Here is a 13,829-nt window from a genome sequence, read left to right as displayed (position 1 = left end):
AGGATTAAACAAATCGAGTGCGATCGCAATTAATGTATCAACCATTTTTGTTGTTTTAGGAGAAAACTGGCGTAAGCTTTCATTGTCGTAGTTGATGCACCAAATCTTAGTGTACCTCATTACCCGCAATCTGCTGTATCTTACAGAGTGATTTCCTCCATATCCTCAGCGAGTTCAGTGGATGGTAGCGCTGACAGCATTATCTTCGCCAATGCTAATTCCTCAAGTATTAGCTCTGCTAGTTGGGAAATGCTTGGACCTTGAATGATTTTCATTACGGGCAAGTTTACCCCCGTCTCCTTATTGAGCCTATTCCTCAGTTCGATTGCCATTAAGGAGTCAAGTCCTAGACTGGTCAACGGTTTCGCGATGTCCAATTTGGTGGCAGAAAATCCTAGTACCTTGGCTACTTGTTCGCAAATGTGAGACTTCAATAATTGTTTACGCTCTGCTAGCGTCGCAGACACAAGAGCGTTGCGAAGCGAAGGAGATTCACTCTTTGGACTCTCTTCCCAAGACTGAGAGCGCAATCCCTGAGTTTCTCCGCTCAAATCAGCCAAGAATGGCGATTTCGCCAATTGTCCTACCAGGAAACGCGACCAGTTGATGGACATAACCCCAAGTTGTACAGGTGCTTCTTTGAAAAACTTCTCCAGTACCTGCAATCCTTGCTGAGGGGCCATATTTTCCATTCCCATCCGATTAAGCCGTTCTGCTAGCTGTTGGTTTCTCGCTCCCATTCCTACCTCGCCCCAAAGTCCCCAGTTGATACTGGAGCCAGGTAGTCCCTGCGCCCGACGATAAGAGGCTAAAGCATCCAGAAAAGCATTGGCCGCAGAATAACTGGTTTGATTCACAGCGCCGAATAAAGAGGAAACGGAAGAGAACAGCACAAAGAAGTCTAAAGCCTGGTTTTGGGTTAACGCATGTAGATTCCATGCCCCAAGCACTTTTGGAGCCATCACTCGCGTAAACTGCTCCCAGTTTTGCTGCTGCATTAACCCCTTATCCAAAACACCAGCAGCGTGGATAATTCCTCGCAGAGGTGGTGAGGATTGCACAAGGGAGTTCAGCAACTGGGACACTTGCTCGTAGTCAGACACATCTGCTTGCGCGACTACCACCCTTGCGCCAGAGAGTTCTAGTTGCTCTAACTGACTGCGGACAGCAGGCTTAACTGCACTGCGCCCCACCAGCACCAAATGTCGTACACCACATTCTACCATCCAGCTAGCCACCAGTAAACCCAAATCGCCCAAACCGCCAGTAATCATATAGCTGCTATCCTGACGAAAGCTAACACTATGGGAAGCGGCATCGCCTATTCTTTGTTCAGATGTCTTTAGCTGGAAAGACTCTGAGCGTAACCAACTAGCTGGGGGTTTTCTGCGTACCAGTCGCGCCACATAGCGCGTACCCTTACGAAAAGCAACTTGATCTTCTGGAGTCTGTGAACTTATTTCTTCAAAAATTACCCGAACTGCGTCTGGCGCGTCGGGGTCTAAGTCCAAGCGCACACAGTTCAGTTCGGGATGTTCCAGAGCGATAACTTTCCCCATGCCCCATAAGGAAGATTGAGCTACTCCGGGCACACCAGACGCTATTCCTACAGCTTGTGCCCCTTGGGTTACTAACCATAAGGAAGGAGGTTCAGAATAGTTCTTAACGAGAGCTTGGACTAAGTATAAAGTACTACCACAGCTTACCTTTGAGGCAATCTCTAAGTCCGAGCTTGCCTGGGTTTGTGGTGCATCTAAACTCCACAGATGCACTACTCCTTGTATGCTAGGGACAGCTTCACATAGTTGCTGAAAGTGTTCGGCATTAGCTGGGTCTATCCTGAATTCTCGATCAGTTATTTGTTGGTATTCGTTTCCTGGCAATACTATGGTACAATTCTCTTCCTTGCCACGCAGGAGTGCTGCTAACTGCTGACCAACCTCTAGACCATCAGCAAAAATCAGCCAGTTCTTCTTTGTGCTTGGATCTGGAATAGCTGCGGTAGCTTGTGCCACGATCGCGGACTGTGGCATAAAAACTATTCCTTGGGTAACACTGAGATCCGGCTCAACCTTGAGGATTTCTTTAAACCCTATCTCCTGTAATAGTTTTTGCCACGAGCGAGTAGGTAGCAAGGGATAGTCTGGTCGTAACTGATGGTCTGCAAACTTCCACCAACCTTCAAGTAACCCAAATGTCAGATCTATCCAGCGCACAGGAGCAGTTCCTTCCATCAACACCAGCATACCACCAGGAGCCAACAACTGCTGTACGTGTTGCAAAGAGGTACGTAAATTTCTCGTGGCATCCAGCACGTTTACCGCCACTACTAAATCGTACTGATGGCGTTTAAATCCTTGAGATTGTGGGTCTTTTTCAATATCCAAAACTTCATAGCGCACAAACGGGTAAGCTTTAAACTTCTCCTGCGCTTGCTCGACAAACAAAGCTCCAATATCGGTAAAGACATACTCAGTTCTTTCTGTAGATAGATGCGGTAGGATGTAATTCGTTGTACTGCCAGTGCCAGCACCAATTTCTAAAATTCGCCACCCGCGTCCTTGGGGCAAACGCTCCAGTGCTGCTATGACTGCTTTTTGCACCAGAACGTTCATTGTCCGCAACATGGGGGAGTGCTGATAGAGTTTGGATAAAGTTGTTGTGTCTCCTTCGGGGAATAATAACTGTAGCGGCTCGCATGCTCCCTGGAGTACCTGCGCTATTTTGAAACCGCAACGCGTTAGTAGGGTGATTTCGGCTTCGGCTTCTGGGCAGGATAAGGAATTTATTACCTTGCTTGGGTCTTGAATTTCAGGGGTTGAGTTTACTTGCCACTGTTTACCTATTTGTTGGAGGATTCCCTCGGAGGCTAGCATTTGAAGCAAACGACTCAACAATTGCCGATGTTGACTGACCACACCTAAGTACTGGGCTATTTGCTCTGTGGAAAAGCGCTCACCAAGCTGAAACTTCCATCCCATTTCCTGGAAAGCCACCAGAACATAAGCGACACTCAAAGCTTCGAGTTGAGTAAATATTTCCCCATAAACTGCCAGACTGGGGTGGGTCAATAAATCAGTGAATTGGGGCAGGAGGCGATCGCTAATTTCATTGGCAGTAGGCATATAATCCACTGGGAGACCATAACGCACCTGAGGTATCCACTTTACCTCATAAAGCCAGTTCTCCCAGGATTCTTGTGGGATGCCTAACATGGCTTCGCGACGGACAGGCTTAAGTTGAACGCCTTCTAAAACAGCAATGAGTTCTCCAGAATCAGCAAACAACTCTATATCAGCGTTCAGGATCTGTTGTTGTTGACCTTCGCCCTCTACTTTTCGCTTTCGTGCATAACTCCACATAGAGACGCTAGGACGACCGTAAACCCGCAGGCGTTCTAAACCCACTGGCACATAGGTATTTTGTTTTTCATCGTCAGGGGAGATGACATCTAAAACCTGTAAGGCAATGTCTAACAACACAGGGTGCAGCTGATAGTCTTCCAGTTGAGAAACCACTTCCTCCGCTAATTCTATCTTGCCCAGAGCCACTCCTTCATACCTAAAGAGCTGTTTAATCCCCTGGAAGCTTGACCCATAATCCAGTTTCTGCTGTTGAAACCGTCGGTACAACTGATCGATGGGAATCTCTTGGGTGCATTGCGCCTTTATTTCCGCCAAATCTACCGACTCAGCTACTAACTCTTTTTCTTCTTTAATAACTAGCTTGCCAGAAGTATGCAGCGTCCACGATGGGTGAGGATTGTTTTTATCTGTAGAAGGTTCAAGGCTGTAAACTTTAAATGAATAGACATTAGCTTCTTGGGGAGCCAAAATCACTTGAACGGTTTTGACTTCATCCTCCTGCCAGATCAGAGCTTGTTGGAAGACAACATCTTCTAAGCTAAGATTATCAGCTTTGGCTACAACAGACCCTGCTGCTAACGCCATTTCCAAGTAACCTGTTCCTGGCAAAATCGTTTTTCCAAAAAGACAATGGTCTTTTAGCCAGAATGGGAAGTCTTGGCTAATTTGGGATTGGAAACGAATTTCTTGGGTTGCTGCTAAATATAATTGTTGCCCTAGGAGAGGATGAAGGTTCTGGCTGCGGGCAGTATTATTCTGGGAAAGCGTTCTATTCGCACGCTCCCCGCCTGCTTCTACCCAATAGCGCTGTCGCTGGAAGGGATAAGTCGGCAGGTGTTGTCGGCGACGGGAATAGCCTTGGTCAAAGTTCAACCAATTTACAGAGGCTCCGCGCACATATAGTTCTGCCAAACTGGTCAATAGCACCTGCCAGTCGTCTCGATCCGGGTGCAAACTGGGGAGCCAAAGTGCTTTTTTATCGGGCAGGCAAAGGCTCGCCATTCCTAATAAAATTGGCTTTGGTCCAATCTCAACGAATACTTCCACTCCATGGCGCTCAAGGCTTTCCACACTTGCAGCAAATCTAACAGGTTGTAGAACATGGCGACACCAATATTCTGGAGTTGCTATCTCCTCTGTTGCCTCCGTACCAGTAACATTAGAAATTAGCTTAATCCGTGGTAAAGAAAAGCTTACTTGTCGTGCAACTCGCTCAAATTCTACCAACACCGATTTCATTAACGGTGAGTGAAAAGCATGAGAGACATTTAATTTTTTGGTCTTGATCCCCGAAGCTTCCAACGTAGCGCAGATGGAGTTAATCGCCTCACGCCTACCGGAAATTACGATGCTTTCTGGAGCGTTGATAGCAGCAATTGATACCTCTTGAACATAGGGTTGAATGGCCGCTAGTGCCTGTGCTTCATCTGTTAACAGCGCTACCATCTCGCCATCTTGAGGCAGCGCTTGCATTAAACGCCCCCTAGAGGCAATCAATTTCAAGCCATCTTCCAGGCTAAAAACTCCAGCTACACAGGCTGCTACGTATTCCCCAACACTATGGCCTGTGACGAAATTGGGTTCTATGCCCCAAGATTTCCACAACTGGAAGAGTGCGTATTCCAGGGCAAATAAAGCAGGTTGAGTGTAGGCAGTCTCATCTAATTTTGGATGAGACCGATCGCTGTTGGGATACAAGATTTCCAGCAAGGATACTTCTAGGTACGGACGCAGAATTTCATCGCAGCGATTGAGGGTTTCCCGGAAAATCGGTTGAGTCTGGTAAAGTTGGCGTCCCATATTCACGTACTGGGACCCTTGACCCGTGAAAAGGAAAGCGATTGCGTCTTTTGATTGGGAGTTGTTCGCGCTCCCTATCGCCACATCAGCACTCTCTTGTCCCAAATTACTCAGGCGATCGCAAAGCTGCTCTAAAGAGAAAGCCGTAACTGCGAAACGATGGTTAAAGTGCTTGCGCCCTGCATTCCCTGTGAAACAAATATCTGCAAGGGAAACATCTGGATGGGACTTTAGATAAACTACATAATTTTGTGCCAACTCTTCCAGAGCCTTCTGTGTTTTTGCCGCTAGTGTCAAAATATGTAGCGGACGTTCATTTGACTCTTGATTTTTGGTTTCTTGGGGTGCTTCTTCCAGAACTAAATGACAATTCGTCCCCCCCATGCCGAAAGCACTAACTCCAGCACGTCTTGGAGTCCCATTCGCTTTCCATTCAGATAGCGTTGTATTAACGTAAAAGGGGCTGTTAGCAAAATCAATATTGGGATTGGGTTGACTAAAGTGCAGACTAGGTGGTAATTCTTTATGTTTTAGTGCCAGGACTGTCTTGATCAAACCTGCGATACCTGCTGCTTCAGCGATATGTCCTATATTGGTTTTGACAGAGCCTATTGCACAAAAACCCTTTTTATTGGTACTTTGGCGAAAGGCTTTTGTCAGCGCTGCGATTTCAACGGGATCTCCCAGACTGGTAGCGGTTCCGTGGGTTTCTAAGTATGTGACCGTGCTTGGGTCAATTTGTGCTACTGCCAGCGCCTCAGAGATGACAGCGGCTTGACCCTCCACGGAAGGAGCTGTATAACCCACCTTCGCTGCACCATCGTTGTTAATAGCTGACCCTTTGATCACAGCGTGGATGCAATCCCCATCGGCGATTGCCTGACTGAGCAATTTCAGGACAACGATTCCGCCGCCATTGCCGAACACAGTTCCCTTCGCTTCAGCATCAAAGGCTCTACAATGTCCATCGGGAGACCAAATCATGTCTTCTTGGTACAAATACCCCATTTTTTGCGGAACGCATACGGCAACTCCTCCTGCCAGAACTATGTCGCATTCACCGTTGAGCAAACTTTGGCAGGCCATATGAACTGCTACCAGTGCTGTGGAACAAGCCGTTTGAATATTAACACTTGGTCCAGTTAAATTGAGCTTGTAAGAAACCCTTGTGGGCAGAAAATCTTTTTCATTCCCAAGCCTAACTTGTAAATCGTTGGTTGATTCTAAGAAGGTGCGAGCCGGAGAAAAGCCCCTGTTGGGATGAACGTTGTTGTGCAGGTAAGTGTTCATGCCCGAACCTGCGTAAACTCCTATCAACCCTTGATAAGTTTCTGGATTGTAACCAGCACTTTCAAGGGCTTCCCAGGCACATTCTAAAAAAATCCGTTGTTGCGGGTCCATGATTTCGGCTTCTCTGGTGCTGTAGCCGAAAAATTCTGCGTCAAACTCTTCAATGTTGGGTAAAACAGCGCCTGCTTTTACATACTTGGGATTGCGCAGTAAACTCTGGTCTCCTTGCTCCAATTCATCATTATAAAAAAAGGAAATTGATTCTATCCCATCTTGCAAGTTCTGCCAAAATGCATTAACATCCTTAGCGCCAGGGAAGCGGCATGATATACCGATGATGGCGATATCTGATTCTCTAATATTAATAGTCATAATTTTTTCTTTTCCCGATGGCTTTGCCTTAGATCTCTTTGTTGCTGCTGTCTTGGAAACTGCCGGTCAATTCTAGCACTTTGCTGGTGTTTAACTGTATAAAATTCTCCATTACTTTGACTTATCTGTTGGGCTAAAGTATGAATCGTAGGGTATTCAAACAGCGATACAATTGATACTTCTGAACCCACAATTTCGCCTAGTTTATTACGAACTTGGAGGAGGAGCAACGAATGTCCGCCTAAATCAAAAAAATTGTCATGAATTCCTACCACCTCCAATTGAAGGACTTCCCGCCAAACCTTAGCAATGAGTTGCTCAGCATCTGATTGAGGCATTACTAGAGCTGTTGATAATTCAGGTCTAGCCATTTCTGGGGCAGGTAGCGCACGACGGTCTACTTTTCCATTAGGTGTCAGAGGCATTTTATCGATTACAACAAAAGCTGGAGGCACCATATAGTCAGGTAGACGTTCTTTCAAATAACTTCGTAATACCGATCTGAGCTGGCCAGCCTTTTGTCTGTGAAGGGGATTATTAGCATAAGCTGTCCAAGGTTTTATCTGTTCATTGGACACCGAGTTCGACAAAGTAGGTGAAAATGTATTGCTTTGTTGAAAGATTATATCGTAGCAATCTAAAGCCTCTGCCCCAGAACAGTTAATGTAAATCGTATAAGATAACTCATCACTCAAAGCCCACCAATCTTCTGGTTCCACCCCATGTCCGTAAAACGGTTGCAAGGCTTCTCGCAATTCACCTACTGTAGCAGATCCTTCATTACAAGAAAGCAAATCTAGGAGCTTGATTTCTGCACTCAGACGGGCGTTGGGTACGTGTTTGATCCCTAAAATTTCTGGTTCGGTTTCTGTAAGTATCTGGCGGACAATTGGCACGCTGAGTTTATCTTTCTGCCAATCTAACCAATGTGCTTCTCCTGTGGGGCAAACCTCTTTTTCTATGTGAAGAATAACATCGTAGCGGAATTTAGTTAGTTCATTATGGTAGCGACCGCGCTTGATTTGAATTTGGACATGGCTGATTGACGGGATAAGTTGCTTTAGTGCCGTGAAAAAATTTGGCTCGACCACTAACTGCTCTTCCCGGTTCATGCTGTTTTGCACGTACTGCCGCAACTGGTCTCTGGATAGCTCGGCGGGAGCTTTATACAGTTCAACGTCGGCATAGAAAGCTTCTAGCAGTGGCAAGCTACGTACATCCCCGATAAAAACGATTCCTCCGGATTTTACTACCCGCACGGCTTTTTCCAAGACACTGACTAAGTAATTCATGCTGGGAAACAGCTCGATTACAGAATTGATCACCACAGTGTCAAATGACGAAGGTTCGATTCCCTCAAAATTATCTGCTGCTCTGTGCCAAAGGGAAACTTGCGACCAAGTGCCGTCTAACTTTTGCAACTGCTGCTCGACGTACTGCAAAGCCTCATGAGAAATGTCAGTGCCCAGGTAATAACTACAGTGAGGGGCAATCTTAAACAACAGCATTCCGGTTCCGCAGCCGATTTCCAATACGCGGTTTGGTTGCCAACAGAGAATACGCTCTACTGTAGTATCCAGCCATTCGCGCATCATGTGGGGGGAAATTGGCTGACCTGTATAACTATCTCTCCAACCTACAGTATTAAAGCTGGGATCGCCTTCAGCAGCTGGCAGGCTGTAATTTGTATCCCATATCAACTGCCACTGTGCAATTTGCTCAACATCAGATTCTTGGTTTAAAGCAAAAGCTGCGTTTGAGTTTGGAACTACATAGGCGACTAAGCGTTTGTCGCCGGGGACATCTTCGCGAGGAATGACTACGCTCTCTTTAACGATGGGATGTTGTGCCAGTATGGCTTCTATTTCCCCCAGTTCAATGCGGAAACCCCGCACCTTAACCTGATGGTCAGCACGACCAAGATACTGGATATTGCCATCTCTTAGGTAGCGGGCTATATCTCCAGTTTTATACAGGCGACCAGAACCGAAAGGATTGGAAATGAACTTCTGTTGAGTTAACTCTGGGCGGTTAATATAGCCCAAAGCCAGACAATTGCCACCAATGTAAAGTTCACCGGGAATCCCGATGGGAACTGGTTGCAGAAATTTATCGAGTATGTATATTTGTGTATTATTTATAGGACGACCGATAGGAGGAAGGGCAGACCAGCTGCTTACTTCTCCTGTCAGCTTATAAGCAGTGACCACATGGCTCTCTGTTGGTCCGTAATGATTGTACAGAATGCAATCTATTTGACTGAACAAGTTGGCGATCGCACTTGTAATCTGTAACTGTTCCCCAGCAGTAATTACTTCCCGCAATGTAGTAGGAACTGATGCTGAGTTTGCAGCAATAGCCAATTGTTGTAAAGCGACAAAGGGAAGAAATATTCTTTCAATTTCTTTGTCAGTCAGGAAATTTAACAAAGCTACCGGATTTCGTCGCACTTCCTCTTTTATCAAAACCAGCGTTCCCCCAGAACACCAAGTAGAGAAGATTTCTTGAAAGGAGACATCGAAGCTTAAGGGAGCGAATTGTAGAGTTCTCGCTGTGCTGGAAACTGTCGTATTTTGGAGTTGCCAGGAAATCAAATTACAAAGAGCAAAATGCGTCATGGCTACCCCTTTGGGTTGCCCTGTAGAACCTGACGTATAAATGACATAAGCCAAGTTGCCCGGTTGAATCTGACTGACTAGATTCTGCTCGCTTTGTTGAGAAATGACCTCCCAGTCTTTATCTAAGCAGATTATTTCATACCCTTGGGCTGCCTGAGCTAGCTGTGGTAATGCACTCAGTAACTTCTTAGTCGTCAGCAGTACCCCCACAGAGGAATCTGACAACATATAAGCTAAACGCTCTTGAGGATAAGCTGCGTCTAACGGAACATAAGCGCCACCAGCTTTGAGAATCCCCAACAGTCCCACTGCCATATCTAAGCAGCGATCAATACAGATACCCACCAGCATTTCTGATCCTACTAAGAGCGATTGCAGATAGCGCGCCAGTTGATTAGCTTTTTGATTCAGCTGTTGGTAGGTTAGCTGCTTTTCTTCATAGACTACAGCTTCTGCTTGGGGAGTTCGTTCCACCTGAGCTTCAAACAGTTCGTGGATACACTTATCTTGCGGAAAGTCTGTTTGGGTATCGTTCCATTCTACTAATAACTGATGTCGCTCTTGCTCTGTAAGCAGTGGCAAGGTGGAAATACACTGGTCTGGATTGGCGATGAGGTTTTCCAGTAGGGTCTGCAAATGCCCCAACATCCGCCTAATTGTGGCTGACTCAAACAACTCGGCGTTGTATTCACAGGTTATGATTAAGTTCCCTTCTTTTTGAGAAGCCAAAAAAACTAGATCGCACAAGGTGCTATGTTTCTGAATAGACACCATATTCTGTTCTTCTATTGGTGCTTCAGAAAGACAAAACGGTACACCGCACAGCACCAACATCACTTGAAAAATCGCTGCCGCACTTAAATTTTGCTTCCCATTAAGTGCCACAACCAGCTTTTCAAATGGGTAATCTCTATTCTGTGCAGCCTCCTCAACTGTTTTAGCAACGCGCCTTAAAACTTCTTTCGCAGTTAGCTCTTCGGTTATATTGGTTCGCAGGACTACTGGATTGATAAATTTCTCATGACTCGCTCCCTCTTTTTCCCGAATACTATCGGCGGATATGGCTCCTACAATTATATCATTCTGTCTCGTATAACGAAGCAAAATAACTTTAAACGCAGCCAGGAGCGTGGTAAAGGTAGTAAAGTTCTCATCTAGACAAAATTTATCTAATTTTAGGCAGATATTTTCATTAAGCTCAACTGCTTCCTTATCTCTAATAAATGATTTGATTACCGAGGAGCGTGGATAATCTGATGGTATTTCTAATAAAGGCAGCTCGCTATCAATCTGCTGTAGCCAATATTTCTGCTGCTGATTTAGACTATTTCTGCTATGCATCGCCTGTACATACCTCCATTAATCACAACCTATTACTAGCAATGCAACTTTGTCATATGTAACTTTTTATTTTTTATCTCATAAATAAATAAATAAATAAATAATTTCTGCTTTAAAAAAAGCAGCCCGAAATATTTGGTTTATATCCCTAATTTATAGCAATCCACAAAGCAAATAACAATAATATATTTATCATATTGTTAGCGCGTTGTCAATCTCCTTTGCAATAGGTTTTTGTCGCCAGTTTTCACAGTTAACTTAAAAAATTTTTTTCCGCTATATATATAATTTAAAATAATTAATCAACGGATGCGGAAAGCTTGCATTCCTCTGCTTGACGGTGAAACATATGCCAGAATTAATTTGACGCTCCCCATGCATAAATGCAAGGGGATTCTCTAAGAGTTTCTGCCGTATCTCTTAGATTTCCGACTGTCGGCAGTTGTGTACGCAGTTGTATCAAAGAGAGACAACTGAACACCCAACTGCTCAGAGGCATGGTTCCTACGCTCAGCACGTTGTACTGATAATCTCGTAGGCGTGACTTTCCGAGAGTCCCTCGGTAGAGTCTTTCTGATTTTTTTTGGGAAGACTAGCCCCACTCTCTTCCCGACCGTTCGAGAAGCTTTTGTGTCTGCGTGGTCTGTATAGTTGCAGTTTACACACAGAAATTTTTCGCCATCACGGTTGCTTTTGTCGATGTGATGGCACTTTGGACACTCTTGACTGCTGTGTTTGGGATTGACTTTGACTACTGGTTTTCCCGCTTTTAAGGCAAGCCAAGCAATCTTATTGAACAGGTCGTTCCATCCGCAGTCTAAAATGACTTTGTTTAAGCCTGTTTTGGCTTTGGCTCCATTCTTTTTGTAGCCACCTTTCCCATCATGTTTGGGCTGGGCACGCTTGACCATGTTGCGGACGTTAAGGTCTTCGTGTCCAATCACGTCTGCTGTGTTGACCATCTTTTGCGCTGCTTGCCAGTTGCGTCCATCCCGCTCTTGGGCTATTTCATGCTGCATCTTGGCAACACGTTGATATGCCTTTTTACGGTTCTTAGAGCCTTTGAGCTTCCGGCTTGCAGCACGTTGACGCATTTCTAGGCGTCGTGCAGTTCTCTTATTAGTAGCTGGACGGGTATTCTCGATGAAGCTACCATCCGACAGGGCAACTAGCTTGTTGACTCCGACATCAATGCCGACAACGGATTTAGCGTTTTCTAGCTTTTTGGTTTCTGGTAGGTCGGGAACCTCAAATATTGCTGATATGTACCAGTTGCCGCCTTCACGCTTGACAGTACATGTTCCAAATCTCTCAATGCCGCTTAAATCACGGCTATTATGAATCTTGACATCACCGATGCCAGGAAGATAGATGGTAGCATAGTTGTCTCTAGCGTCCCTGACGAGTACTCTGCCAGTTTTGAACTCGAAAGAATCAAGCCTCTTTATGTATTGAGGAAAGCCACGCCCATGCTTCCAGAAATTAGAGTACGCTGTATCTAGCTTAGCTAGATTGGTTTGCAATACACACGAATCTATCTCGGCAAAGTTAGCGCGAGTTTGTCTCAACTCGGTTGTGATTTTGGATTGGATGCCACTTGCTGAATCCCATCCAACAATGCCCGTCTTCTTGTTAGCCTTTTTGGCAACGTTCAAGTCTTGAGGAACTACGCCATGCTTGAGAACAGGGCAAGTTAAAGGGCAGCTTGACCCATACTCTGTTTTGGTTTCGATGTCGCAGAACGACCCAAAAGCATAAACAATTTGGGTATCAATGTTTTGGTTGTTGGTGTTGTAGCCTGTTTCTCGTTCCCGCAAGGCAAAGTTACGATGCTTCCTCAAAGTGTCAAGGTGACGTGACATCATTTGGTCTTGCGTCTTGGTTGCCTTGATGCAAGAAGTTCCATCTTACTTGCACTTGCCTGAACCTCCTTGTTATTTGCTAGACTTGATATAGTATATACACAATATCTAAAAATGGCAACTAAAAAGCGATTAAGAAATGTACCAATTTTGCATGATGAAGTAAAGGAAAGGCATCAAATAGTGGTAACGCCTACGGCTTGGGAGAATATGAGGCGAGAAGCCGAAAAGCGGAAAATTAGTATCAGCGAACTAATTGAGGAGTTTGCACGGGGAATAAATTCCCCTACGGGCTTACCCCATCCCTAAAGGGTAGGGGCTTGCGCCCTATGATTTTCGGTCATTACGCTTCTGCCACTGTATATGCGACGGTTGAGGGTGCGGAATGTGCGTTAGAATCCCGGTTTCTTAAAGAAACCGGGATTCTGCTGCTGAGAATCCCGGTTTCTCTAAGAAACCGGGATTCTGCTGACCATTCTTAAACTTGAGTAATGCTAATATGTCGAGGTTGCGCTTGCACTCGTTTAATCCAAGCTTGGATAGCCGGAAATTGAGTTAGCTCGAATCCGCCTTCATCGGCGACATGAGTGTAAGCAAACAAGCCAATATCGGCAATCGTGTATCGCTCTGCAACGAAAAAATTATGATGGGTTAAATGCTTCTCCATCACGGCGAGTGCTGCATATCCGGGTTCGCGTTTTTGCTTGAGTGATTCCCGGTATTCCTCAGCCTTTTTTAAGATAGAAATCCAATATCTGGAAGTCGCAATAAAAGGCTCGTGGCTGTACTGTTCAAAAAATAACCATTGCAGCACTTGCGACTGCTCAAAAACATCGTTAGGGAAAAAGTCTGTATCCGCACTGAGATAAAATAGGATAGCGTTTGATTCGGCGAGGAATTGCCCTGAGTCTGTTTCTAAAACCGGAACGCGCCCGTTGGGATTTTTGCTTAAAAATTCTGCCGTCCGGCTTTCTCCTTTGAGGATATCAACGTCTATCCTTTCAAAAGGAATGCCAAGTTGGGTTAACAAAAGGCGCACTTTGTAGCAGTTACCGGAGGGCAAAAAGTCGTAGAATTTAAACATGGCAATTTTGGCAGCAGATCGTTAGTTTACAGCGGATTGTAGCCGTATGAGGTAAACCTTCGTTTGTATAGCGGCTGCCATTTTTGCTGCCGCTATA

5 protein-coding genes are annotated in these 13,829 nt (G+C 45.3%); 1 reads left to right on the top strand and 4 read right to left on the bottom strand.

Annotated features, from left to right (window positions below; genetic code table 11):
* Positions 1-140: 140 nt before the first annotated feature.
* The 3 genes from MiSe_RS18225 to MiSe_RS18215 form a co-directional block, all read right to left on the bottom strand.
* Positions 141-6,827 (bottom strand): type I polyketide synthase, encoded by a 6,687-nt coding sequence (locus MiSe_RS18225; RefSeq protein WP_226583098.1) that lies wholly within the window; start codon positions 6,825-6,827, stop codon positions 141-143.
* Positions 6,824-10,786 carry a non-ribosomal peptide synthetase gene (locus tag MiSe_RS18220; protein WP_226583094.1) on the bottom strand — a complete coding sequence of 1,321 codons (3,963 nt, stop codon included), beginning with the start codon at positions 10,784-10,786 and terminating at the stop codon, positions 6,824-6,826. Before MiSe_RS18220 ends, MiSe_RS18225 begins: the two co-directional genes overlap by 4 nt.
* A 398-nt stretch (positions 10,787-11,184) precedes the next feature.
* The gene (locus MiSe_RS18215) at positions 11,185-12,651 is read right to left on the bottom strand and encodes an RNA-guided endonuclease InsQ/TnpB family protein (protein WP_226583091.1); all 1,467 of its coding nucleotides are present in this window, start codon (positions 12,649-12,651) and stop codon (positions 11,185-11,187) included.
* Between the two features lie 111 nt (positions 12,652-12,762).
* On the opposite strand from MiSe_RS18215, the gene MiSe_RS18210 reads away from it, so the two are divergent.
* Positions 12,763-12,957 (top strand): hypothetical protein, encoded by a 195-nt coding sequence (locus MiSe_RS18210; protein WP_226583088.1) that lies wholly within the window; start codon positions 12,763-12,765, stop codon positions 12,955-12,957.
* Between the two features lie 169 nt (positions 12,958-13,126).
* Here MiSe_RS18210 and MiSe_RS18205 read toward each other — a convergent pair whose 3' ends face one another.
* On the bottom strand, positions 13,127-13,732 hold the full coding sequence (locus MiSe_RS18205; RefSeq protein ID WP_226583086.1) for a glutathione S-transferase family protein: 606 nt from the start codon (positions 13,730-13,732) through the stop codon (positions 13,127-13,129).
* Positions 13,733-13,829 lie beyond the last annotated feature (97 nt).

The organism is Microseira wollei NIES-4236 (genome assembly GCF_020521235.1).
Lineage (GTDB): Bacteria > Cyanobacteriota > Cyanobacteriia > Cyanobacteriales > Aerosakkonemataceae > Microseira > Microseira wollei.
This window is presented reverse-complemented; position numbering and strand designations above follow the sequence as displayed.